Here is a 23,194-nt window from a genome sequence, read left to right as displayed (position 1 = left end):
CTCCAGTTCTGTAACGTCATACTCATCGCCTGAAACGCATATTATGGGCTTAACATCAACCGGTTTGGTTCGGAGACCCCTCTAAAAACACTATTGAGCATCAATAGCTTTTATTATTAAGGTTTAGTTTTTCATGTTGCTACCATGACGATGTTAAATGAGCAGGGCCAGATTCAAATACACACTGAAAATATATTTCCTATCATAAAAAAGGCGGTTTACTCCGGCCATGAAGTGTTTCTGAGAGAACTCGTAAGCAACGGTGTTGATGCGATTAGCAAGCGGCGTATGGCTGCCATGGCATCTGATTGCAGCGAGGGAGAAGATGGTGCAATCAAGATTCACGCCGATCGTAAAGCGAAAACGCTCACTATTTCCGACAATGGAATTGGAATGACCGCCGATGAAGTGAAGCGCTACATCAACCAGGTTGCATTTTCTAGTGCTGAGGATTTTCTGAAGAAATACAAACAGGAAAACGACGCAATTATAGGTCATTTTGGACTGGGTTTTTATTCAAGTTTTATGGTGGCGGAACGCGTTGAACTGCTTACCAAATCGGCAAAACCTGACAGTGAAGCTGTTTGTTGGAGCTGCGACGGGTCACCTAATTTCACCCTGACCAATGCTGATCGTACAGAAGCGGGTACCGATGTGATTCTTCATCTAATGGAGGAAGAGTTGGAATATATAGAACCAGCAAGAATCCGTAATCTGATCAATACCTACTGCGATTTTATGGCAGTGCCGGTAAAGCTTGAAGGAGAAATAATCAATAAAACGGTTGCACCATGGCGCAAGAATGCTCAAGAACTGACCGATCGGGATTATACTGATCTTTATAATTATCTTTATCCGTTTCAAGGTGATCCATTACTTTGGATTCACCTTAATACGGACTATCCATATAATTTACAAGGAATTCTCTTCTTTCCGAAGCAAACTAGTCAAGCTAACTGGGAAAAAGGCAGCATCAAACTTTATTGCAACCAGGTATTTGTTAGCGATTCTATCAAAGAACTTGTACCTCGTTATCTTCTTCCTTTAAGAGGTATAATCGATTCAACAGACATCCCATTAAACGTCAGCAGAAGCGCTTTACAGACTGATCGTCGTGTTCGATCAATTGGTAGTTTTGTAGCGAGAAAAGTGTCCGATCGTCTTTGCAATATTAAAAAAGATAATCCTAAAGCTTATGCAGAAGCGTGGGAGTTTCTGGAACCATTCGTAAAAATTGGTGCCATGGAAGATGAAAAATTTGCTAATCAAATCTCTGAATCGATTTTATTTGGAACAACAGCAGCTGTTAAGGATGGGGACAATCAAGACCCTATAGGTGCTAATGGCAAAGCCTTTACCACACTAGAGGGCTATAAAAGTCGCTTACTAAATGATAACAACAATCGAATTCTCTACAGTACTGATGATGTCTCCCAAGCAGGAGCTCTAAGCCTTTGGGCTTCTCAAGGAGCTGAAATATTGAAGCTAGAGACGGTGATTGATACACAGTTCATCTCTTGGCTTGAGCATCGCTACACAGATCTCAAATTCCAACGGGTAGATGCTGAACTTGACGAAAGCCTCAAGGAAAACGAGTCAGAACTTGCTTATCAGAACGGCAAAACTGACTCCGAGAGCTTACGCACGCTGATCAAAGATGCTCTAAATAACGATAAAGTCACTGTTCAGGTACAGTCGCTTAAAGCTGATGCGGCACCGCCAACAATGATTTTGTTGCCGGAACAAATGCGCCGCATTAATGATATGGGGGCACTCATGGAACAACGTCTCCCTGGTCTTCCCGATCATCACGTTTTGCTGGTTAACCGTCGCCATCCCTTGGTGGAAGGACTGCTCAAACTCCAGACGGGTAATGTTATTGTGGATAGCAGCGGGACCTCACCGACTCAGAGCCTTTCTAGAGATCTTGCAAGGCATCTCTATGATATGGCCCGTCTCAGTGTTGGTGGTCTCAAGCCTAATGAGCTAGCAGTCTTTCAAGGTCGCAGTATCGAGCTGATGGCAACTTTGCTGCAGCGGGGTCTATGATCAACAACCTTATTGGTAATCTCCTGATCCAGATTTATTGACTCGATTCTTAAAACAACCTTAAGCAACAGGAAAGATCTATGTCTCGAGTATGCCAGCTCACAGGCACTCGCGCCAACAATGGCATGGCCGTAAGCCACTCCCATATCCGTACCAAAAAGTTACAGCAGGCTAATCTGCAGCAGCGCCGCCTTTGGTGGGCTGAGGGCAAGCGCTGGGTGAAGTTGCGGGTTACAACTCGCGCTTTAAAAACGATCCAGAAAAAAGGTCTTGGCCCATATGCCAAATCTCTAGGCATTAACCTGGCGAGACTCTGAACCATCAAGAACGTGCGCCGGCGAGATCTCATCCTCAGGACCGGTCTTCTGGTGACAGCTATATTTTTGAGGCCCTCACGAGTCTCTGCGCTCGGAGGAAATGTTCTGAACGTAGGGGCACCGGCTCCAACATTCAAACTAGCTGGAGCAAACCGCTTGCAGCCTGAACAAACTAGTTGGTCTCTGGAGGATTACAGGAGTCGCTGGCTAGCCATTTATTTTTACCCAAAGGATTTCACGGGAGGATGCACAATCGAAGCTCGTGGTTTTGAGGCGCTGCATCCCGAATTCCTCGCTGCTGGTGCTGAAGTTATTGGTATCAGTGCCGATGGTCTTGACGATCATGAATCGTTTTGTGAAAGCGAAGGGCTGAGTTTCCCGCTTCTCTCCGACCCAGAAGGTGCGATCAGTAAGGCCTATGGCTCTTGGATGGCGCCCTATTCTTTAAGACATACTTTTTTGATAGATCCTGAAGGAGTGCTACGGCAACGTTGGGTCGCCGTTCGTCCAAGTGGTCACGCCCAGGAAGTGTTAGATGTTCTAAAGAATCTCCAAAATAAGACTTCTGTTTGACCAATTTAGTTGGATCATGAAAGGTGTTTCAATTAAATTGGGAAATAAACTATGAGCAAAGGCAGAAGTTCCTTCATTATTCTTTATCATCGAACACCATTTGACGAGTCAATCGATTCGAATGGGAATAGAATGTGGGTTGATCAAAAAAGCCCTAACGGAATCATTCCTACCCTAAGAAATTTATTTCGAAACCAAGAAGATGGTACCTGGATAGCTTGGAGGCGTGTTAATCAAACTGATAATGCAGAAGATGAACTTATCGAAATGAAAAATCCTGCACCATTCACCCTCTGCAGAATTCCACTTGAAGACAAGCAAATATCTAGCTTCTATCACATCACGTCGAAAGAGTGCTTTTGGCCAATTCTTCATACTTTTCCGACACACTTTAACGTCAATAATGCAGATTGGGGGATTTTTGAAGATGTTAATCGTTACTTCGCAAATGCTGCTTGCTATCAGGCTGTTGAAGGAGCAACTGTATGGGTTCATGACTACAATCTTTGGCTTGTTCCTGGATATATTCGTTGTAAGCGACCAGATTTAAAGATTGCTTTTTTTCATCATACACCATTCCCAAGTAACGACGTATTCGCTATACTTCCATGGCGAGAACAAATTCTTGAAAGTTTGCTTTGTTGTGATGTAGTTGGGTTTCATATTCCTCGATATACAGAAAACTTTGCCCGTGCAGCAAGTACTATTGTTGGGGCTAAACGGGGTCCAAAAGTTCCTGTTGATTCAAAATTTATCCCTGTAGGAACGGCACTATCTGAAGGCACTGTAACCAGCTACCTTGAATACAAGGATCAACATATTCGTCTTTTGAGTTCACCTGTTGGCACATCACCTGATGTAATTCAAGAATTAAGCTGGAGTGCGTCGGTCGAAAGCCACGGAGAATTAATTGTTCAAGATACAAAGAAAGGGCGCAAGTTAATTCTCTCTGCCAGTAGAGTTGATTACACCAAGGGTAATGAGGCATTACTTCTTGCTTTTGAACGTCTTCTTGAAAGGAGAGAAGATCTCCACGGTGCGATCGTATTGATGCTGGCGTGTGTAGCTGCTGCAGGTGGAATGAAGATCTATGAAGATACGCAGCGTGCAATTGAGGAAATGGCAGGTCGAATCAATGGTAGATTCAGCCAAATTGATTGGGTCCCAATCCGGTTTTCGACCCGAAGGATTCCCTACGATGAGATGGTGGCATGGTTTTGCCAAGCTGATGTTTGTTGGATTACCCCTCTAAGAGATGGTTTAAATCTTGTGGCCAAGGAATACGCAGCAGCAAGACGGAACCGTGGGGGTGTCCTCGTTCTTTCTGAGTTCACAGGCGCTTCTGTAGTTTTAGATGGTGCGATTCTCACTAACCCCTACTCTAATCGTCGTATGGATGAATCAATTGAATCAGCACTTTTCATGGGTGCAAAAGCCCAACGAGATCGTATGAGCCGTATGTGTACAGCTGTTGAGAATTACACCGTGAAGGACTGGGCTCAAGAACAGCTTGCTGGTTTAAATCAACCCACACCAACATGAAACTATTTGTCCAGTTTTTCAGTGGCTTGATTTTCTTGTTGATTTGTGCCGGAGTTGTTCGGTCTGGTGCCTCACAAGCCGAACCAGTCTCAATTTTAATGCCAGCACCTTACGCAGATGCAAACGCTGGCCTGGTCAAAGCATTTAACCGTGAATACCGAGGCAAGATTCACCTCAACGTAATTCGTGGCCCGCTGGAAACAGAATCTATCTCTGACTTAGCGATCAGCAGCTTGCTGTTAGGAGATACAGCATTTGATGCATTGCTCATTGATGTGACCTGGCTTCCGAAATATGCTGCATCAGGATGGCTGGAACCTTTAGATCCTTGGTTTGACGAAACATCCCTGGATGGGTTGGTCCTGGGTGCCCAACTTGGTAATCATTACGACAACCATTTATATCGTTGGCCTCTCGTAGCGGACATTGGTCTTCTTTATTGGCGAACCGATCTGATGCAAGAACCTCCTGCCACCCCCCAAGATTTATCGGATATGGCTATTGACCTTGTTAAATCCAAGCGTGTGGCTAACGGTTTTGTTTGGCAGGGTCGCCAATATGAAGGTCTGAGTTGTAACTTCGTTGAAATACTTCATGCATTTGGTGGCATTTGGATTAACCCAACTACAGGGCAGGTTGAATTAAATAAGCCCTCTGCAACTCGAGCAGCACAATGGATGCGAACGTTAATTAGCGATGGAGCCAGTCCGAAGGCAGTTACAAATCAATCAGAATCGGAATCACTACAGGCATTTAAATATGGTGATGCAGCGTTAATGCGTAATTGGCCTTACGCTTGGGCTGAGCTGCAAAAGCCCGAGAGTAAAGTACGCGGCAAGGTCGGCGTCACATTGATGGTTGCTGAACCAGATCATGATCCCGCTGCCACCATCGGAAGCTGGGGTTTGAGTTTGTTGAAACAATCACGCCATCGCGAAGCGACCGTTAAAGCGATTCGCTTCCTTACATCCGAAACAGCACAACGCCAACGATTCCGGGATCAGGGTTACACCCCTACTGAGCTAAGCCTATTCTCAGATCCTGAACTCGTCGCTATGTCGCCGGTCTTACCAGAAATTGCCAAAGCTTTACGATACTCAGTTCAACGTCCGTCATCCCCAATCTACGCTCAGCTCAGTGATGTGCTGCAACGTCAACTAAACGGATTACTAACCATCCGGATGGTAAAAGCCAAAGACTCAGTAGAGCGAATTATGGAACGTACTTACAGAAAAAGCGAGCTGATCTTGAAAGCAACAGGAGCTAAACTGTGAACATACTCATTACTTTGCCAGCTTTTCTACTAATAGCCATCGTATTTGGCTGGCCAATTCTCTACTACGCTTGGTTAAGTTTTCATGCTAGCTCTGTTTTAACTGGATTGGTCCCGGTCGCCAACGGAGGCGCCAACTGGTCAAGGATGCTCAATGATACCCGCTTTTGGCTTGATGCTTACCAGACTTTTCGATTCGCGTTGGTGTCTGTTGGCCTGGAACTGATATTGGCTCTTGCCATTGCTCTACTCCTCAACCAGCGCTGGCGAGGACGCGGCGCCACAAGGGCTCTTTCTCTTTTACCTTGGGCTCTTCCTACAACTATGATGGCTCTGGGTTGGCGATGGATTTTTAACAGTCCTTATGGTCCCATTGAGCAACTTGCGAAAAATGTAGGGATCGAATCGATGAATCTCCTCTCCAGTCCTGTATTTGCCTGGATGGTAACAGTTTTAGCTGACGTTTGGAAAACTACTCCTTTTGTTGCCCTTATCCTTTTAGCGGGGCTGCAGACAATTCCCGAAGATATGTATGCCGCATTTCACTTGGAGGGAGGGACTTCTATTCAAGCGCTAAGGCAAGTCACCATCCCTCTTCTCCTACCTTATATATTGCTCGGCTTGCTGTTCAGATTAGCTCAAGCCTTTGGCGTATTCGACTTGATCCAGATTCTCACCGGAGGAGGACCTGCTGGTAGTAATGAAAGCTTGGCTTTATATGCATATCTCAATGGTATGCGATTTCTTGATTTTGGATACAGTGCTACTATAATGATCGGTGGGTTTATTCTTCTTAGTGTGGTTGTCCTATTTGGAACTCTTTTACTGCGGTCAACGGGATCGTTTCGATTTTTGCATCTATGAGTAATCCAGGGATAACAGTTCGTCTTACTCTCTGGATCACTCTACTGATAGCTTGGTCATTGGCCCCGATGCTTTGGCAGCTCATCAGTTCCTTTACGGCGTCGGGTGCACTAATAGACAGTACCGTCCCTTTTCAAGAGCGCTGGACCCTCGCGCACTACATCGAGCTGCTGTTTACCGATCCACCTTTTTGGCGTTATTTATTCAATAGTGCTGTTGTGGCGGCCCTTTCGACCGCATTCACTTTGGTATTAGCTGTGCCGGCTGCCTATGGCCTAGCCCAGCTTCCTACACAGTGGTGTCGCAAGGTTAAAAACTTAATCACAATTACCGCTTTATTTCCGTATGTCCTTCTTTTCCTTGCTCTTCTTGAATTAGCGCGAACCTTTCATCTAGGAAATAGTCTTTTAGCTCTTTCTCTACCTTATAGCGGACTGACTATGCCCCTGGCACTTCTACTTTTAACGGTAGCCTTCGAGGGTTTTCCAAAAGAATTGGAAGATGCGGCACGGACTGAAGGCTTTACACTCAGTCAGCGCATACGCTGGGTAATACTTCCACTCATTGCCCCAGCATCTGCTAGTACGTCAATCCTTGTATTTCTGTTTGCTTGGAATGAATATCCTGTCGCACTGACTTGGCTTAGTCGTAGTGAGTTGCTGACTCTTCCGGTGGCTATGGCACGAATTGCAGGGTCGTCTGTATATACCGTTCCTTACGGTGGCTATGCAGCTGCCACAGTGCTTGGAGCAATCCCTCTTCTTGTTCTGGTGTTGTTATTTCAACGCCAAATTGTGAGTGGTCTTACTAGCGGAGCAATTAAAGGATAATTAGTTATCTTAATATTATATTGCTTCGGCTAGCGATTTAAGGATACCAAAAAATTTGAAGAGATTTAATTTCATTAAATCTAGCATAACAAAGTGAGCATAGTCTGGTTAGAAACTGGATATTGTTATACTTTCTAGCAAGTCTTAAAGTTAAATAAATTAAAGGAAAATAGACATGTATTTTTGATATTATCTTCATAGATAACTATATCGAAAATTTTAGTTTTTTATGAAATTAATGATTAATATAGTAAGTATTACTTAGCAGCCGGCTAATCCAACTAACAACCGATTAGCTTAAGACGTAGGGAGATTGTAGTTCGGTGTATGGTTCGGTTTTCCATGCCACATACAAGCGCGTGGCCAACGAAAATTGTATCCATGTTGATTTTCGTCACTTATGGTTCCGACACTCCAAGATCAGAATTTTATTGTAATTAAACTAAAGAGTTTAAAAGCTATTGATATGAACTAATCAATAAATTTTATTGGAATATTTTACTCCCTCAATAAACAACATGACAAATTATCATCTGACAATGGAACAAAGATTTCATTTAGAAGCAGCATTTAGAGAGATCGATGCCTGCAATGATATTAAAAAGTTGCGTGGGCTTATTAAGCAAATTCTTATCGCTCAAGAAAATGAAAAAGCTTTTGCTCGTGAAACGGTGGCTCAAATTAGAGAAGAAATCGAGACAACCACAGTAAAAAGCTTTGGTTTCAACTGGGGACAAAATTAGAAAGTAACATTGAGTAGTACGCTATCATATTTATTTAAATTAATGCTTCATTATTAATTGGATTTCGTTCCCAATGCTAGGTATTATCGTTTAAACCATTAGATCACCTTTCAACATGAGAAACAACTAATGTTATTAGAGTAGAGTCCTCAACGGTTCAGTGAATCTTGTTATTTACACTACTATTTATTAGTATAGAGCTAAGTTAACTTAACATTATTCGCTAAGCGGACCAGGGATGCAGTCTTCTACTCAATTACCGTGGACGATATTTGACCCAGTTAACATCTGGATCTCCGTTTTTATTGTCCAATTTGGTTTTAGCATATGAAGTCTAGACAGGTTAATAGAGCTTAACTACTTTGTCAAAGATGTTAGCTAATAAAAGCGAAAATTGACCGTTAGTCCTAAATTAATAGGAGAGCTATTTAGAAGCAGTAATCGATGTATGTGCTTATTCTTCACGATTTGTACGAATCAAGTGAATTGATGTGTACTAATACTGGGTTTCACTTCAGCCATCTTGATTTAGATCTGGCCCATTTCCTCAATAAAACCTAACCAAATGTTGCACAAGATTTGAATTAGACTCTATGGTTTTTACGATTAATCGACTTGTTTATTTGTGCAGTCAGAGGCCCAATGATCATTCAATCAATTGCCAGAATAGGTATCCACTTTTTCGGCGGAGCAACTCGGGGATGACACTCACCATCAGAGCCATCACCAAAAAATTTGGCGACCGAATAGTTTTAGACCATTTCGATCTTAAGGTTGGAGACGGCGAGTGTGTTGCTCTATTAGGTCCGAGCGGCTGTGGCAAAAGTACAGTCCTTCGTCTCATTGCAGGTCTGGATCAACCTGATAGTGGAATCATTTATATCGATGACAATGACATGACTGACGTTCCTGCCGAAACACGGCGGATTGGTATGGTCTTTCAAAGCTACGCACTGTTTCCACACTTGAATGTGCGCGAGAATTTGGAACTTGGTCTGCGCTTACGCGGCAAGAAATCTAGAGAACGAAACAGTCGCGTCAATGCAATTTTAGAAGTACTTCAACTAAGCCAGCAAGCACATCAACGTCCATCACAACTATCGGGAGGCCAGCGACAACGTGTCGCTCTGGCTCGAGCTCTCTTACGCGATCCCTTGGTTTATCTTTTGGATGAACCTATGAGTAATCTAGACGCCCAATTGCGAGAAGAACTGCGTCCAGAACTTAAACGTCTAATGCTCGGTGGTATTCATCCTGTAGTTTATGTAACCCATGACCAGCAAGAAGCTATGGCTTTGGCTGATCGAATTGCTGTGATGTGTTGTGGACGTATTGAGCAAGTTGGTACGCCGAGAGAACTGTATCACTATCCAGCTACTACCTTCGTTGCCCAATTTATCGGGCGGCCTCAGATGAATATGATAAAGTTACAACAGGGCTGGACGTTAGGTATTCGTCCAGAAGATTTACGACTCGGTTCAGTTGGGCTTCCTTGTCAAGTAGTGAGCAGTGAATGGCATGGAGCGAGTCAACTATTACTCATCAATTGTGAACATGGACAGCTCCGGTTTGTTTGTTCCGGAGAACAATCGATTGAACCAGAACCTAGGGTCAGTTGGTCTGAAGCAGCTGAGCATCATTTTGATAATCAAACCGGCCAACGCCTCAATTAGTATCAAGCGTTCGATTCATTCTCAAACCCATTGAGCTAGGATATCATTGTGGGCTGATGCGTTAAACCGAATCTGGTCAATAACATGCTGTTCAACCTCTCGGTCAACTTCCTTTTCCCATTGAACAACCAGACTTTCGACAGATGGTAGTTCGTCAAGTCGAATACAAGGTACTTTCGCTAACGCTGCTGCAGACTCAACTTTAGGGTCGTAGCTCAGGGCGATCATAGGACACCCCGACAGCCGGGCTAAAATCAATGCATGTAGACGCATTGGAAGCACGAGACGAGCAGTCTTAACAAGTTCAAAAACCGCATTTGGTGAGCGTGGAATCATCGTTGTGCTGCGGGCCAGCAGGCGATGAGGCACTAACTGTCGCTGAACGAGCCTCTTGAGTAGAGAGGAATCTTGGTCCCGATGAAAAGCCATCCAACACACAGAGGTTTCAAGTCTGGATGCCAGACCATCCAGGGCCTGAAGTAAGGTTCGCCAGCGTATGGCGTCTAACAGGTCACTCAACCGCCAACTCAGAATGATTGCACCCCCTCCAACCCAGTCTTGACTTGGCATTTGCCAAACCGGATCGGCAGCCATGCGCATTGGTAAATTTGGAGCCCAGCGTCGAGCAAGTTCGAATGATCCTGGATCTCTCCAGCTTGCTGCGGTACAGAAGGACAATGCACCGTGCACGAGCCACCGACTCAGTGCACGGTGCAACGGACCCAGGCCCTGCCCCCAAAGTAGCACACGACGCCGACGCAACCGCGTCAAAGTAATTAACGCCAAATAATAAAGTAGACTATGAAAGCTGGTACCGTCTTGGAGCAAACTTCCACCTCCAAGGATCAGTATATCCGCTTCAAGCGCCGCCGTCAGCATATCCCAAAGAGAACGACGCCTAATGATATGGGCTTGCGGTGCAAGCAACTGCACCTCATCTTGATCGTGGGCTGTGATCTTTAGGGAGGCATGTTTGGGCAACGACTGCAGCAATACCTGCAGTAGAGCGTCGTCTCCAAGGTTGTGTTCGCCGTAGTACCCGCACAGCAGCAGCACGGGAGCCGTGGATCGGGACATCTAGCTAATTATTTTCGTATACCTAAGTCATTATCCGCAGATATGCGTTTCTAGAGTGCGCTCATGCATTCCTTATCTCTCGGTACCTGGTGGATACATATAGCGTCGGTGATCGAGTGGTCCCTGGCCATTATTTTGATGCAGCGTCGCGGCTTAAAGGGTATGGCTCTGGCAATGCTACCGGCCTTGGTCAGCGCGACCGCTGCCTGTACTTGGCACTTATTCGACAATGCCGAATCACTGCGAAGCTTGGTTACCTTGCAAGCCTGGGCTACGCTGGTCGGCAACTGTACGCTAGCTCTCGCCGCCCGGCAACTGCTACCTACAAAGGTGACTTAAAATATGAGGTTTGACCCAGCTCCAGTTTTTGCTGTTTCTCTAATTCCTTATTTTTTCTTTCTCTATTGGCTGCGCAAAAGCAAAGCACTTCCTATTCTAGCACAACGAGGTTTCCAACTCACGCTGCTGTTCGTAGCAGTCACTATTGCTGCCGCAATCGTGGCTTCGAGCTGTTGTAACGCGCAACTTGTCGACATTGATGTCCTGCACGGAGGGGCTGAGGCTTTTCTCACTCTTGCAAACACTGTTTTAGTAATTGGGCTGTTGGCTGACCATCAACAGAAAGAATGAACAACTCTTAAGCCTTCTGGCAATTATATCATTTTTCTCAGATGATGGCGTGCTGATCATTGACTTCGAATGTTGACTTGCTTCTTCGCGATGACACCGGCCACTTTGACTTGGTCTCCGAAGGTTGCTTTGGTGATGATAGTGTGCAACGTGATCGCTATCGGCATTGGTAAGGCGACTATTAAGCAGCCCAATGTTGGTGCTCAACTCCCTAGCCCTGCATTTTTTGGTGGTATGAGTCACGCTGCGCTTCTTGGTACGACAAGTCTCGGACACATTATCGGCATTGGAGCTATCCAGGGCTTAGCGGCTCGCGGTGTGCTCTGAGGAGTTGCGCCTTTCGATGGGTGGAAGAAACTCTTCTTTAAGCATCATTTAGATCCAGACGTTTCCCATCCGGAATATTGTTTTAAGACGGTAGCCCTGCACAAGATCAATGGGTCTTATACAAATTAGGTGTGGGACAGGTATCCGATTGAAGTTTATTTCTCCGATTGCTCCGGAAAAATCTAGCACGACAGTGTTGATAGGGAAGTAGTTTACTTGTCGGATTAGAGAAGATCGATTTAGTACTGTCTCCTCTCCGTATAAGTAATTAAATGAAGAAGGTGGAGGTACAAGTGCTACATATAATTACTTAATGGATTTGTGGAAGGCCTGCGAACACTAATGATTCGCGCTATGCCGAGGCTCAGGTTCGGTTCGTCGGTCCGTCAAGATGAGGTATGGATACCGACTTGTTTTGGCACTCATCTCAGACTGTTTGTTTTGTCGAGACTGTCGGCTCTAAAAGTTTAAGTTGAGCGACTACCAGTTTGGTTGCAAACAAACAGTATTTAAATCATGCCCAGCTTTTGGTAGCTTATCTACTATTTATTGAATTTGTAGCCACCGGGATCAGATGAATAACAACTTCATTAGATAGCTATTGTTATTATCTTCGGAGGACTCTAAACCGCTCGTTTTACTAGTGCGAAAGTGTAAAGTGTATAGCTACGAAAATTGATTCTGATTGAGCCTTTGTTAAGCATCCAAAAACTACAATCTTACGGTTTACTATGGATAGCGACTTAGCCAAAAGAATGTCCTGGATTAATCTCAATGCCTCATGGATAGTGATGTCACTGTTGGCCTAGTTAGACAAAAGGTCAGGTCTAGTAGACTACTTTTGCTGGGGTCGACGTATGCAGATCGTCAGAATTGGCAAAACGTTGTTGAATTTTTATGGCTATCTGTTTAGGAGTCAGGCCGAGAGCTTCTTTACTCTGCTGTGGCGTAGCATGATCGACCAGCTGATCGGGAATACCAATCCTTAAAACAGGGACGTTAATGTCATGGTCATTGAGTGATTCGAGCACTGCAGCGCCAAAACCACCTGAAAGCGTGCCTTCCTCCATGGTTACAACACGCTGTATCCGACGTGCTAGGGGATGAATTAAAGCCTGGTCAAGAGGCCGAAGGAAGCGTGCATTAATGACAGAGGCAGATAATCCCACCTCTTCCAAAAGAACCGCAGTAGCCATGGCTGGAATTACCATGGAGCCATAGGCCACGATCACCAAGTCATTTCCTTGTCGCAGCAATTCACCGCGACCAATAGGAAGAGCGCCCCAACCTTCTTCCATTAATGGGACTCCTTCTCCAGCACCACGTGGAATCCGCAAGGCAGTTGGACCATCATGGTTTAGACAGGTTACTAACATTTTTTGAAGCTCTCCTTCATCCTTTGGAGCCATTACGGTGAAATTGGGGACGGCCCGCAAATAGCTGATGTCATACTGGCCCTGGTGGGTTGGTCCGTCGGCGCCAACAATACCGGCTCGGTCAAGAACGAATGTTACTGGTAGCTTTTGAATTCCGACGTCATGAATTAGCTGGTCAAAAGCCCGCTGTAAAAAGGTACTGTATATTGCAACAACAGGGCGAAGACCTTCACAGGCCATGCCTGCAGCAAGTGTGACAGCGTGCTGCTCGGCAATGCCGACATCAACATATTGACTTGGTAATGCCTTTTGGAGCAGATCGAGACCGGTTCCAGTTGCCATGGCGGCGGTGATGCCCACCACACGGCTGTTTTGCTCGCAAAGCTTGACCAGAGTTTGACCAAAAACTTTGCTGTAACTAAGGGGCTTCGGTTTATTTGATGGAATGGCTTTGCCGGTATTGAGGTCAAAGGCTGATTGAGCGTGATAACCCACCTGGTCAGCTTCAGCGTAGGGATAGCCCTTACCCTTCTTAGTAACAACATGCACTAAAACAGGCCCCTTTTCACGGTGAGCAGCCTGGAAGGTTCGTATCATCTCGGGGATATCGTGACCATCAATCGGTCCCATATAAGTAAAGCCGAGCTCTTCAAAAACAGCACCAACTTTGGGCACCGCTAAGCGACGTACGCTGCCTTTGAGACGGTTAAGCTCCGCGGGAAGTTCTCCTCCTATGAATGGGAGATAACGAACACTTTCTTCAACACTCCCCGAGAGGAATTGCATCGGAGGGCTGAGCCTTGCCCGATTCAACACGTTCGATAAAGCACCTACCGGAGGTGATATTGACATGTCATTATCATTCAGAACTACCAAAAACGGAGTGTTGGGGAGGTGGCCGGCGTGGTTAATTGCCTCGAGAGCCATACCACCTGTAAGAGCACCATCACCTATTACAGCTACACATCTAAAACTCTCGCCACGGTTATCTCGGGCAAAAGCCATTCCCAATGCGGCTGAGATTGAGGTGCTGGCATGACCGGCACCAAAATGATCAAATCGGCTTTCACACCGTTTCAAGTAACCGGCAACTCCCTGTCGCTGGCGTAAGGAACTAAAGCTGTTAAAACGACCAGTGATCAACTTGTGGGGATATGCCTGGTGGCCAACATCCCAAACCACCCTATCCCGATCGAGGTCCAAAGTTTGGTAAAGAGCAAGGGTGAGTTCCACAACTCCAAGCCCAGGACCGAGGTGACCACCGCTGGTAGACACCACACTTAGGTGGCGCTCTCTAATTTGAAGCGCTACGTCTTCGAGTGCAGCAAGACTGAGGCCGCGCAACTCGTTCGGATGCTTGAGATCTCCGAGGTGCATGCACAATCAGTTCCCTGCTCATTAATCTACGGGGTCCATCCCTACTGATGAGATTACTGACAGGTTGAAACAATGAAGGGATGACCGATTACCTGCAGCGGATCCTCCGTGCCCGCGTTTATGACATCGCTCGCGAAACACCCCTTGACCCAGCTCCGAACCTCAGTCGACGGTTGAACAACAAAATCTGGCTGAAACGAGAGGATTTACAACCAGCGTTTTCATTCAAGCTGCGAGGTGCTTACAACCGCATGGTGCAGCTTTCTAAGGCAGATCTCAGACGCGGTGTCATCGCTTCCAGTGCTGGGAATCATGGTCAGGGGGTTGCGCTTAGCGCACGTCGGCTTGGCTGTCGTGCAGTGATCGTGATGCCAAAAACAACTCCCGAAGTCAAGGTGCGCGCCGTGCGTGATCTTGGTGGTGAAGTAGTTCTTCACGGCGAGACTTACGACGAGTGCTCTGCAAAAGCTCAAAAACGCTGTAAAGCAGAGGGATTTACTTACATCCATCCATTTGATGACCCTGAGGTCATCGCCGGGCAGGGAACGATAGGAATGGAGATCATGCGACAAAGCAAAGAGCCACCAGATGCAATTTATGTCGCTGTAGGAGGAGGAGGTTTGATTGCGGGGATTTCAGTTTATGTAAAACAACTTTGGCCTGAAACACAGGTTGTTGGAGTGGAACCTGTCGATGCCGATGCAATGACGCAGTCATTGCATCGTGGACATCGGATCGAATTAGCTCAAGTAGGCTTATTTGCCGATGGCGTTGCAGTACGGAAGGTAGGAGAACACACCTTTGAGTTAGCGCAACGCTATGTGGATCGCATGGTCATCGTCGATACGGATGCTATTTGTGCAGCGATTAAAGATGTGTTTGAAGACACTCGTTCCATTCTCGAGCCGGCCGGTGCGCTTGCCATAGCTGGCCTGAAAAAAGACATAGCAGATCAAAACATCCAAGGAAAACGTCTTGTTGGGGTGGCATGTGGAGCAAATATGAATTTCGAACGTCTGCGATTTATTGCAGAACGGGCCGAACTAGGTGAAAAACGTGAAGCAATGCTGGCGGTTGAAATACCTGAAACTGCTGGAAGTCTTCGGGTACTTTGTGAACGACTACATGGACGAAGTTTTACGGAATTTAGCTATCGCATGACGGAGGGATGTCGTGCTCAGATCTTTGTTGGTGTTCGGGTTAACGATGAACATGATCGAGTCGCACTTGTTCAAGAGCTCTTAAATTGTGGCTTCCCCTGTCTTGATCTTAGTGACAATGAATTAGCGAAAGTTCACCTTCGCCACATGGTCGGAGGTCGTCTTCCCGCACAGGCCCGTCGGGCCTGTGCGGGAGATTGCAACGAGCTAGTCTACCGTTTCGAATTTCCAGAACGGCCCGGTGCTCTCATGAATTTTGTTAACGCATTCCGTCCTAACTGGAGTATCAGCATTTTTCATTATCGAAACCATGGTGCTGATGTAGGTCGAATAGTGATAGGGGTACTGATCCCAAAAGCCGAGATGGATTGTTGGAGTCACTTTCTTAATGATTTAGGCTATCTCTTTTGGGAAGAAAACGATAATCCTGCCTATAGCCTTTTTCTCTAAGGATCTAGACAGTACCTTGAAACATTTTCAGAGGTTGCGTAATGTTGTCCTTATCTCTAACTGCTCGCCTAGAAGCAATTCTTTATCTCAAAGGCCGCCCTCTAAGTATTAATGAACTAGCTGAGTTATCTCAAACTGACCACAAAGAAGTGGAAAAAGCTCTTACTAACCTCACAGTATCTTATGCCCAGAGAGAGACAGCATTCGAAATTATTAAACAGAATGATCGTTTTGGACTGCAAATACATGCAGGACTTGCAGACTTAGCGAAGGACTTACTGCCGGTGAAACTTTCAACAGCAACCGTGAGAACCCTAGCCGTCATCGCTTTGAAAGGATCGGTTCTTCAATCAGACCTTGTTGATATTCGAGGATCGGGAGCCTACGACCACATTAAAGAATTGCTCGCGCAAGAGTTAATTGAACGTCGAAAACAAGAGGGTGGTCGATCGTACTGGATTACCCCTACGGAAAAATTTCACCACACGTTCTCTGTACTACCCGGGCCGGACTCTACCGATCCGGCAAGAGCTGCATAAAATTGTAAAAGATTTGGCCCCCGTCATGGAATCGTTTCTTGTCACGTTATTGCAAGTGCTCGCTCAAACCTTACAAGTCTATTCGCTCGTGCTAATCGTCCGTGTGCTGTTGAGCTGGTTTCCCAATTTGGATTGGGGAAACCCAGTTCTCAGTAGTGTAAGCGCCATCACCGATCCTTATCTTAATGCTTTTCGCGGATTAATTCCTCAGCTAGGTGGAATTGATCTTTCTGCTCTCCTAGCTTTTCTTGCTCTAAACCTTCTTCAAAACCTGGTTGCCCAATCTATCAACGCCTTCTACATTTCAGGGAGTAACTGGTAATCGTACAAAAAATCAACCATCTGGCGACCATTTGAGGTTGAAAAACGGCAAGTCATATCCGTTGTTAACAATCCTATTGTCAAGAGGGCCTGAAGTTCCAGCTGGTATAGAAATCGCAATGCAAAAGAATACAATTCGGATTTCTAAATTACACACCACCAATCGAGTTAATAGGTGTTCTGTTTTATAACATCGGATTATCACTTCCTTCCAAAATCAAAATACATTCCCTATATGTTCGGTGTCGGCGATTGCTTTGCGGCCAGGGTTTTCGATCGACTTGTGAGGTATAGAATAACTCGTTATCCATAGGCTACTTAAACCTAGTTGACTCTCAGTATTTTCCTCACACCAAACCTTATCTTTAAGTTCGAGTTTGGTCATTCAATAAGTTAATTTTATTGAATATCTTCCTTCGATCTCATAGTATCTTTACTTAATCTCGTTCGTTACCTCACCAGTTTTCAGCAAGCCATAAGCGTGAATTAAACAGGGCTCTTCCCTTTCATCGAGGCATCTGATGGTTTGTGGACAAGCTGCGCGATAGACATCCATTTGATCGAAACGCCCCGGGTGGTAGTTTCCGCAAGGATTTCCAGCCTCGATATGGGCCAGTTCGATTTAGACCGCCGGACCAAAATAGTGGCCACGATCGGGCCCGCAACGGATAGTAGTGAGCGGATCAAGGAGCTTGTTAGGGCTGGGGCTACAACGTTCCGGTTGAACTTTTCCCATGGCGACCACAGCGATCACGCCAAGCGAATCGCCACTATTCGACAAGTTTCCAAGGAGCTTGAACAGACTATCGGCATTCTCCAAGATCTCCAGGGACCGAAGATTCGGCTCGGTCGTTTTGCAAACGGCCCGATCACTCTTGCTGACGGCGATTCTTTCTCGCTTACCTCACGTCCGGTGGACTGCAACCAGACTATCGCCACGGTGACTTACGCCAAACTAGCCGACGAAGTCACGGCAGGCAGTCGCATCCTTCTAGACGACGGCAGGGTAGAGATGAAAGTCAAGAGCGTGGATCAAACGCAGCAAACACTTCATTGCAGTGTCACAGTTGGTGGTACTCTCTCTAACAACAAGGGCGTCAACTTCCCCGACGTACAGCTTTCCGTTCGAGCGCTGACTGACAAAGATAAAGAAGATCTAGCTTTTGGTCTGAGTCAAGGCGTCGATTGGGTTGCGCTTAGTTTTGTGCGTAATCCTTCCGATATGGAAGAAATTCGAGGTTTAATCAAGCAACACGGTTACGAAACGCCTGTAGTGGCCAAGATCGAAAAATTCGAGGCCATTGATCAAATCGACGCCATTCTTCCGCTTTGCGACGGAGTAATGGTGGCGCGTGGTGATCTCGGTGTGGAGATGCCTGCGGAAGAAGTCCCCTTGTTGCAAAAAGAACTGATACGCAAGTCCAACAGTCTTGGTATCCCGATCATTACAGCAACCCAGATGCTCGATTCAATGGCGTCTAGTCCGCGTCCAACCCGGGCTGAAGTGAGTGACGTTGCCAACGCCATCCTCGATGGTACCGATGCAGTTATGCTTTCCAACGAAACGGCGGTTGGCGACTTCCCTGTAGAAGCCGTACAAACCATGGCCACGATCGCTCGAAGGATCGAGAAGGATTACCCTCAGCGGTCTATCGACAGCAACCTACCCAGCACCATACCGAACTCTCTTAGCAGTGCGGTTAGTACCATTGCCAGCCAATTGAATGCGTCTGCCATTATTCCGCTTACCAAGAGCGGAGCGACAGCGCACAATGTCAGTAAATTCCGTCCTGCTGCTCCGATTTTGGCAGTTGCTCCCGATAGGGCTGTGGCGTGCCGTCTTCAGCTCGTCTGGGGTGTTACGCCGCTTGTAGTTCCCGAAGAGGAGGATACGACAACTACCTTTGTTGCTGCCATGCGCAAAGCCGAGGATCTTAAGCTTTTGAAGGTGGGAGATCTTGTGGTTCAAACCGCAGGAACTCATTGCGGCGTTTCAGGCTCCACCAATTTGGTAAAAGTGGGAATCGTGGGTTCAGACGACACCGGTGACTTTTTTTAGTCTGGCAAACAACCTTGGAAGCTCAGACGTTGTGGTTCGCCGGATGCCTCCAACGGAAACCGTGCGGATGGCGCTCACAACCCTACGAAGCAATCGATTAAGAAGTTTGCTCACTATGTTGGGCATTGTAATTGGTAACGCCTCGGTTATCACTCTGGTAGGTGTTGGTCGTGGCGCCCAAGAACTTGTTAAAGAACAGCTCAGCAGCCTTGGTGCAAATGTACTGTTCGTTGTGCCAGGCAACGGTGACACCCGTCGGAGGGGGACTGTTCTCCCAAAAACCTTGGTGATCGAAGACGCGGCTGCAATTGAAGAACAGGTTCCTAGCGTGAAGCGGGTAGCCCCCCAAATCACAAGCAGTCAAGTAGTTCAGGCAGGAGCTCGAAGTGCCACGAGCTCCATCTCTGGGGTCACTGCAAACTTTGTTCCTGTTCGAAGTTTTGAGATCGCCAGCGGACGATTCATCAACAACGAAGATGAAAAATCGGCGCGAGCTGTGGTTGCTTTAGGTCCTGACCTAAAGACCAAACTTTTTCCTACCGGTGATGCTCTCGGTCGGCAGGTGCGCATTGGAAGTCAAGCCTTTGAAGTCATTGGGATCATGGCCTCAAAAGGGGCTGTGTTTGGAAGTAATCAGGACGAAAATGCCTACATACCTTTAAGTACAATGGTAAATCGTTTCACCGGTCGAGATCCAACGTACGGGATTAGTCTCAGTTTCATCAGTGTCGAGGCTAGGAATGACAGTAGTACTGGAGCGGCGAAGTTTCAAATTACTAACCTCCTGCGGCAGCGCCATCGAATCCTTCGAGATGATGACTTTGCTGTGAGGTCTCAAAAAGATGCTCTCACGATCGTTGGAACTATCACCGGAGGGTTGACGTTAATGCTTGCGGCCATCGGGGGCATTTCCCTTCTGGTAGGTGGCATCGGAATCATGAACATTATGTTGGTGTCCGTGAGCGAGCGAACTGCAGAAATTGGTTTACGAAAATCACTTGGTGCGCGCAGTAGTCATATTCTCCAACAGTTTTTGGTGGAGTCCCTAGTGCTTTCTAGCCTTGGCGGTGTATTTGGCACAGCAGTTGGCCTTGGTGCCGTTGGTTTGATGGCAGCCGTGACACCTCTTCCAGCAAACATCGGAATGAATACAGTGTTTGTCACCGTTGGTTTGTCGGGATCGATCGGACTGTTCTTCGGCGTTTTGCCTGCGCGCAGGGCGGCTCACTTAGATCCGATCGTGGCGCTCCGAAGCCTTTGAGATCATCCTCGGTGGACTCATAATTCCCTTTAAGCTTACGCATCAATCTTCGCGGGCTCATGAACCAGCGCTGGCGCCTTGTTGCTCTCTGGCTTTTGCCGATCAGCGTTGTGTTACTGATTGGTTGGCAAGTCGTAAGCAATGGTGGGATCGGCGTAATGGGCACCAATAACGGCGGTCAAATCACTGCTCCTCGCAACACAGCGGTTGCACGGATGAGCTACGGTCGTTTTCTTGATTATGTCGAAGCCGGACGCGTGACGGCAGTAGACATCTACGACGGCGGCCGCAGTGCTGTTGTAGAAGCTATCGATTCAGATTTAGACAACCGCGTTCAACGTTTACGCGTTGACCTGCCTGGCTTAGCCCCAGAGTTAATTAACACACTCAAAAAAGAGGGGATTAGCTTTGATATACATCCCCCGCGGAGCGCTCCACCGGCACTTGGTTTGTTGGGCAATCTTCTTTTCCCTTTGCTGCTGATCGGTTCGTTGATTTTTCTGGCTCGTCGCAATAGCAACATGCCCGGCGGTCCTGGCCAGGCCATGCAATTCGGTAAGAGCAAGGCTCTTTTTATGATGAAAGCCGAAACAGGAGTAAAATTTGACGACGTTGCTGGTGTTTCTGAGGCAAAGCAGGAACTTCAAGAAGTCGTTACGTTTCTGAAACAACCAGAGCGTTTCACCTCTGTTGGAGCTCAAATTCCGCGCGGTTTGCTGCTTATTGGACCACCTGGAACAGGTAAGACGCTTTTGGCAAAGGCCATTGCTGGTGAGGCCGGTGTTCCCTTTTTCTCACTCTCCGGATCTGAATTCGTTGAGATGTTTGTGGGAGTCGGTGCAAGTCGCGTTCGTGATTTATTCAAAAAAGCGAAGGAAAATAGTCCTTGTTTGATTTTTATTGACGAGATCGATGCTGTTGGCCGTCAGCGGGGAGCTGGTATCGGCGGTGGTAACGACGAACGGGAACAAACTCTCAATCAGTTACTCACGGAGATGGATGGTTTTGAGGGGAATAGCGGAATCATAATTATTGCGGCTACTAACCGTCCCGATGTTCTCGACTCAGCCTTAATGCGCCCGGGGCGCTTTGATCGTCAGGTTACAGTCGACGCTCCCGACATCAAAGGCCGCCTCTCCATTCTAACTGTTCATAGTCGTAACAAGAAGCTTGATAGTGAACTATCCCTGGAAAGTATTGCTCGTCGAACTCCTGGGTTTACGGGTGCTGATCTTGCGAATCTGATGAATGAGGCAGCAATCTTAACAGCTCGCCGTCGTAAGGATGCGATCGGATTAAGTGAAGTCGATGATGCTGTTGATCGAATTATCGCCGGTATGGAGGGACTTCCCCTCACCGACGGCCGCAGTAAGAGATTGATTGCCTACCACGAAGTTGGCCATGCTCTCGTTGGTACTTTAGTGAAAGATCATGATCCTGTCCAAAAAGTTACTCTTGTTCCTCGTGGACAGGCTCGAGGTCTGACTTGGTTTTCTCCCGACGAAGAACAAACCTTGGTCACCCGTTCACAACTTAAAGCTCGAATAATGGGTGCACTGGGCGGTCGAGCAGCTGAAGATGTTGTATTCGGTCATCAGGAAGTCACGACCGGTGCTGGTGGTGACATTCAACAAGTCGCCTCAATGGCTCGAAACATGGTGACTCGTCTCGGGATGAGTGACTTAGGCCCCATTGCTCTTGAAGGTGGTGGTCAAGAAGTTTTCCTTGGTAGAGATTTGATGTCCCGGAATGAAATATCCGAATCAATTTCTCAACAAATTGATGTTCAAGTCCGCAGCATGGTAAAGTGTTATTACGATGAAACTATTGCTCTAATAGCAGCTAATCGCGAAGCAATGGATCAACTAGTAGAAATCTTAATTGAGAAAGAAACAATGAGTGGCGATGAATTTAAATTGGTTGTTTCTGAATTTGTTGATATTCCTGAAAAGGAACGTACTATCCTTAATGCTTAGCTGAATTCTTGCCTTTGACTAAATTCTTACGTCGACGGCACCGTTCGGAACAGTAAATAACTTTGTCCCAACACTTATTCCAGGCCTTACGGTACTTAAAAGGAAGTTTACACACAGGACATATTTTTGGTGGGTGTTGAATAATCAAGTAATAGCTTGTACAGGACGCTTGTTGATAATTAGATCAATCAGACCATAGGTGACAGCTTCAGAAGGAGACATAAAAAAGTCCCTATCCGTGTCTTGCTGAATACGATCCAAAGGCTGACCAGTTCGTTCAGAAAGTTCTGTATTTAAACGCTCTTTTAGATAAAGAATCTCATCAGCTTGGATGCGAATATCGCTTGCTTGTCCTTTTGCACCACCAAGGGGTTGGTGGATCATAATACGCGAATGCTGAAGACTACTGCGTTTTCCCTGTGCACCAGCACATAGGAGGAAAGCACCCATGCTTGCAGCAAGTCCAACGCAGACGGTATGCACATCTGGTTTGATATGCTGCATGGTGTCAAAAATTCCTAATCCATCGTAAACAGAACCGCCAGGGGAATTTATATACAAATAAATATCTTTGTCAGGATCCTCTGCTTCGAGAAACAACATCTGGGCAACTATCCGGTTGGCCGAATCACTAGTTACGGTCTCGCCCAGAAACACAATGCGCTCACGAAGCAAGCGTGAATAAATATCAAAGGCCCTTTCTCCCCGGCCGGACTCTTCAATCACGATCGGGATCATGTCTACTTCAGCGAACCGGATAATCCTAACGGCGATGGC

General features: G+C 46.5%; 24 protein-coding genes. 19 read left to right on the top strand and 5 right to left on the bottom strand.

Features of this window, described 5'->3' with window-relative positions; all coding sequences use genetic code 11:
- Window positions 1-144 precede the first annotated feature (144 nt).
- From htpG to ABWV55_RS05705, 9 genes are all read left to right on the top strand, one after another.
- Window positions 145-2,049 (top strand): molecular chaperone HtpG, encoded by a 1,905-nt coding sequence (htpG, locus tag ABWV55_RS05745; RefSeq protein ID WP_353291198.1) that lies wholly within the window; start codon window positions 145-147, stop codon window positions 2,047-2,049.
- An 80-nt stretch (window positions 2,050-2,129) separates the two neighbouring features.
- A complete protein-coding gene (gene rpmB / locus ABWV55_RS05740; RefSeq protein WP_353291197.1) occupies window positions 2,130-2,366 on the top strand; it encodes a 50S ribosomal protein L28 in 237 nt (78 codons plus the stop codon).
- A 12-nt stretch (window positions 2,367-2,378) separates the two neighbouring features.
- The gene (locus ABWV55_RS05735; protein ID WP_353291196.1) at window positions 2,379-2,939 is read left to right on the top strand and encodes a peroxiredoxin; all 561 of its coding nucleotides are present in this window, start codon (window positions 2,379-2,381) and stop codon (window positions 2,937-2,939) included.
- Window positions 2,940-2,990: 51 nt separating this feature from the next.
- On the top strand, window positions 2,991-4,481 hold the full coding sequence (ggpS, locus tag ABWV55_RS05730; RefSeq protein ID WP_353291195.1) for a glucosylglycerol-phosphate synthase: 1,491 nt from the start codon (window positions 2,991-2,993) through the stop codon (window positions 4,479-4,481).
- The gene (locus ABWV55_RS05725; protein ID WP_353291194.1) at window positions 4,478-5,755 is read left to right on the top strand and encodes an ABC transporter substrate-binding protein; all 1,278 of its coding nucleotides are present in this window, start codon (window positions 4,478-4,480) and stop codon (window positions 5,753-5,755) included. The genes ggpS and ABWV55_RS05725 overlap by 4 nt, the downstream gene beginning before the upstream one ends.
- Window positions 5,752-6,618, top strand: a complete 867-nt coding sequence (locus tag ABWV55_RS05720; RefSeq protein WP_353291193.1) for a sugar ABC transporter permease — start codon at window positions 5,752-5,754, stop codon at window positions 6,616-6,618. Before ABWV55_RS05725 ends, ABWV55_RS05720 begins: the two co-directional genes overlap by 4 nt.
- Entirely contained in the window at window positions 6,615-7,448 is an 834-nt protein-coding gene (locus ABWV55_RS05715) for a carbohydrate ABC transporter permease (RefSeq protein ID WP_353291192.1), read from the top strand. Before ABWV55_RS05720 ends, ABWV55_RS05715 begins: the two co-directional genes overlap by 4 nt.
- 518 nt (window positions 7,449-7,966) lie before the next feature.
- Window positions 7,967-8,191 carry a hypothetical protein gene (locus ABWV55_RS05710; RefSeq protein ID WP_353291191.1) on the top strand — a complete coding sequence of 75 codons (225 nt, stop codon included), beginning with the start codon at window positions 7,967-7,969 and terminating at the stop codon, window positions 8,189-8,191.
- 701 nt (window positions 8,192-8,892) lie between these two features.
- Entirely contained in the window at window positions 8,893-9,864 is a 972-nt protein-coding gene (locus tag ABWV55_RS05705) for an ABC transporter ATP-binding protein (RefSeq protein WP_353291190.1), read from the top strand.
- Between the two features lie 21 nt (window positions 9,865-9,885).
- Here ABWV55_RS05705 and csaB read toward each other — a convergent pair whose 3' ends face one another.
- The gene (gene csaB, locus ABWV55_RS05700; RefSeq protein WP_353291189.1) at window positions 9,886-10,941 is read right to left on the bottom strand and encodes a polysaccharide pyruvyl transferase CsaB; all 1,056 of its coding nucleotides are present in this window, start codon (window positions 10,939-10,941) and stop codon (window positions 9,886-9,888) included.
- Window positions 10,942-11,004: 63 nt separating this feature from the next.
- Here csaB and ABWV55_RS05695 point away from each other — a divergent pair, with 63 nt between their 5' ends.
- The 3 genes from ABWV55_RS05695 to psaK all read left to right on the top strand — a co-directional run bounded on the left by ABWV55_RS05695 (window position 11,005) and on the right by psaK (window position 11,898).
- Window positions 11,005-11,280 carry a DUF2499 domain-containing protein gene (locus ABWV55_RS05695; protein ID WP_353291188.1) on the top strand — a complete coding sequence of 92 codons (276 nt, stop codon included), beginning with the start codon at window positions 11,005-11,007 and terminating at the stop codon, window positions 11,278-11,280.
- 3 nt (window positions 11,281-11,283) lie between these two features.
- Window positions 11,284-11,571 carry a DUF3593 domain-containing protein gene (locus ABWV55_RS05690; protein ID WP_353291187.1) on the top strand — a complete coding sequence of 96 codons (288 nt, stop codon included), beginning with the start codon at window positions 11,284-11,286 and terminating at the stop codon, window positions 11,569-11,571.
- A 69-nt stretch (window positions 11,572-11,640) separates the two neighbouring features.
- On the top strand, window positions 11,641-11,898 hold the full coding sequence (psaK, locus tag ABWV55_RS05685; RefSeq protein ID WP_353291186.1) for a photosystem I reaction center subunit PsaK: 258 nt from the start codon (window positions 11,641-11,643) through the stop codon (window positions 11,896-11,898).
- An 827-nt stretch (window positions 11,899-12,725) separates the two neighbouring features.
- Here the strand turns inward: psaK and dxs are convergent.
- Window positions 12,726-14,651, bottom strand: coding sequence for a 1-deoxy-D-xylulose-5-phosphate synthase (dxs, locus tag ABWV55_RS05680; RefSeq protein WP_353291185.1), 1,926 nt, complete (start codon window positions 14,649-14,651; stop codon window positions 12,726-12,728).
- An 80-nt stretch (window positions 14,652-14,731) separates the two neighbouring features.
- Here dxs and ilvA point away from each other — a divergent pair, with 80 nt between their 5' ends.
- From ilvA to ABWV55_RS05665, 3 genes are read left to right on the top strand one after another with little or no spacing between them, the layout of a single operon-like run.
- Window positions 14,732-16,261, top strand: a complete 1,530-nt coding sequence (ilvA, locus tag ABWV55_RS05675; RefSeq protein ID WP_353291184.1) for a threonine ammonia-lyase, biosynthetic — start codon at window positions 14,732-14,734, stop codon at window positions 16,259-16,261.
- 41 nt (window positions 16,262-16,302) lie between these two features.
- A complete protein-coding gene (gene scpB / locus ABWV55_RS05670; protein ID WP_353291183.1) occupies window positions 16,303-16,800 on the top strand; it encodes an SMC-Scp complex subunit ScpB in 498 nt (165 codons plus the stop codon).
- 25 nt (window positions 16,801-16,825) lie between these two features.
- Window positions 16,826-17,122 carry a YggT family protein gene (locus ABWV55_RS05665; RefSeq protein WP_353292615.1) on the top strand — a complete coding sequence of 99 codons (297 nt, stop codon included), beginning with the start codon at window positions 16,826-16,828 and terminating at the stop codon, window positions 17,120-17,122.
- Between the two features lie 432 nt (window positions 17,123-17,554).
- On the opposite strand, the gene ABWV55_RS05660 is transcribed toward ABWV55_RS05665, so the two are convergent.
- Window positions 17,555-17,677 (bottom strand): hypothetical protein, encoded by a 123-nt coding sequence (locus ABWV55_RS05660; protein ID WP_353291182.1) that lies wholly within the window; start codon window positions 17,675-17,677, stop codon window positions 17,555-17,557.
- Between ABWV55_RS05660 and ABWV55_RS05655 the strand changes: the two genes are divergently transcribed.
- The 4 genes from ABWV55_RS05655 to ftsH are packed head-to-tail and all read left to right on the top strand — an operon-like array spanning window position 17,650 to window position 22,417.
- The gene (locus ABWV55_RS05655) at window positions 17,650-17,793 is read left to right on the top strand and encodes a hypothetical protein (protein ID WP_353292805.1); all 144 of its coding nucleotides are present in this window, start codon (window positions 17,650-17,652) and stop codon (window positions 17,791-17,793) included. The two genes, ABWV55_RS05660 and ABWV55_RS05655, sit on opposite strands and share 28 nt — an antisense overlap.
- A complete protein-coding gene (gene pyk / locus ABWV55_RS05650) occupies window positions 17,729-19,180 on the top strand; it encodes a pyruvate kinase (RefSeq protein ID WP_353292614.1) in 1,452 nt (483 codons plus the stop codon). Before ABWV55_RS05655 ends, pyk begins: the two co-directional genes overlap by 65 nt.
- 31 nt (window positions 19,181-19,211) lie before the next feature.
- Complete coding sequence (locus ABWV55_RS05645) at window positions 19,212-20,441, top strand: ABC transporter permease (RefSeq protein WP_353292613.1); 1,230 nt, start codon at window positions 19,212-19,214, stop codon at window positions 20,439-20,441.
- A 59-nt stretch (window positions 20,442-20,500) separates the two neighbouring features.
- Window positions 20,501-22,417: an ATP-dependent zinc metalloprotease FtsH gene (gene ftsH / locus ABWV55_RS05640; protein WP_353291181.1), complete on the top strand. Its 1,917-nt coding sequence runs from the start codon at window positions 20,501-20,503 to the stop codon at window positions 22,415-22,417.
- Here the strand turns inward: ftsH and ABWV55_RS05635 are convergent.
- Entirely contained in the window at window positions 22,407-22,562 is a 156-nt protein-coding gene (locus tag ABWV55_RS05635; protein ID WP_353292612.1) for a DUF2256 domain-containing protein, read from the bottom strand. The genes ftsH and ABWV55_RS05635 overlap by 11 nt on opposite strands.
- Entirely contained in the window at window positions 22,562-23,155 is a 594-nt protein-coding gene (gene clpP / locus ABWV55_RS05630; protein ID WP_353291180.1) for an ATP-dependent Clp endopeptidase proteolytic subunit ClpP, read from the bottom strand. The genes ABWV55_RS05635 and clpP overlap by 1 nt, the downstream gene beginning before the upstream one ends.
- Between the last annotated feature and the right edge of the window lie 39 nt (window positions 23,156-23,194).

Source organism: Synechococcus sp. M16CYN, from assembly GCF_040371545.1.
GTDB lineage: Bacteria > Cyanobacteriota > Cyanobacteriia > PCC-6307 > Cyanobiaceae > Parasynechococcus.
Note: the sequence above shows the minus strand (reverse complement) of the source record. Positions and strands in the feature narration are given on the sequence as shown.

Excerpts from the sequence above, each read along its gene's own strand:
- csaB (WP_353291189.1), bottom strand. The coding sequence starts at position 10,941 with ATGTCCCGATCCACGGCTCCCGTGCTGCTGCTGTGCGGGTACTACGGC.
- clpP (WP_353291180.1), bottom strand. The coding sequence starts at position 23,155 with ATGATCCCGATCGTGATTGAAGAGTCCGGCCGGGGAGAAAGGGCCTTT.
- psaK (WP_353291186.1), top strand. The coding sequence starts at position 11,641 with ATGTTGACTTGCTTCTTCGCGATGACACCGGCCACTTTGACTTGGTCT.
- ilvA (WP_353291184.1), top strand. The coding sequence starts at position 14,732 with ATGACCGATTACCTGCAGCGGATCCTCCGTGCCCGCGTTTATGACATC.
- ABWV55_RS05725 (WP_353291194.1), top strand. The coding sequence starts at position 4,478 with ATGAAACTATTTGTCCAGTTTTTCAGTGGCTTGATTTTCTTGTTGATT.
- ABWV55_RS05710 (WP_353291191.1), top strand. The coding sequence starts at position 7,967 with ATGACAAATTATCATCTGACAATGGAACAAAGATTTCATTTAGAAGCA.
- ftsH (WP_353291181.1), top strand. The coding sequence starts at position 20,501 with ATGAACCAGCGCTGGCGCCTTGTTGCTCTCTGGCTTTTGCCGATCAGC.
- dxs (WP_353291185.1), bottom strand. The coding sequence starts at position 14,651 with ATGCACCTCGGAGATCTCAAGCATCCGAACGAGTTGCGCGGCCTCAGT.
- rpmB (WP_353291197.1), top strand. The coding sequence starts at position 2,130 with ATGTCTCGAGTATGCCAGCTCACAGGCACTCGCGCCAACAATGGCATG.
- ABWV55_RS05715 (WP_353291192.1), top strand. The coding sequence starts at position 6,615 with ATGAGTAATCCAGGGATAACAGTTCGTCTTACTCTCTGGATCACTCTA.
- scpB (WP_353291183.1), top strand. The coding sequence starts at position 16,303 with ATGTTGTCCTTATCTCTAACTGCTCGCCTAGAAGCAATTCTTTATCTC.
- ggpS (WP_353291195.1), top strand. The coding sequence starts at position 2,991 with ATGAGCAAAGGCAGAAGTTCCTTCATTATTCTTTATCATCGAACACCA.
- ABWV55_RS05660 (WP_353291182.1), bottom strand. The coding sequence starts at position 17,677 with ATGGATGTCTATCGCGCAGCTTGTCCACAAACCATCAGATGCCTCGAT.
- ABWV55_RS05705 (WP_353291190.1), top strand. The coding sequence starts at position 8,893 with ATGACACTCACCATCAGAGCCATCACCAAAAAATTTGGCGACCGAATA.
- ABWV55_RS05665 (WP_353292615.1), top strand. The coding sequence starts at position 16,826 with ATGGAATCGTTTCTTGTCACGTTATTGCAAGTGCTCGCTCAAACCTTA.
- ABWV55_RS05695 (WP_353291188.1), top strand. The coding sequence starts at position 11,005 with ATGCATTCCTTATCTCTCGGTACCTGGTGGATACATATAGCGTCGGTG.
- ABWV55_RS05690 (WP_353291187.1), top strand. The coding sequence starts at position 11,284 with ATGAGGTTTGACCCAGCTCCAGTTTTTGCTGTTTCTCTAATTCCTTAT.
- pyk (WP_353292614.1), top strand. The coding sequence starts at position 17,729 with ATGGGCCAGTTCGATTTAGACCGCCGGACCAAAATAGTGGCCACGATC.
- htpG (WP_353291198.1), top strand. The coding sequence starts at position 145 with ATGACGATGTTAAATGAGCAGGGCCAGATTCAAATACACACTGAAAAT.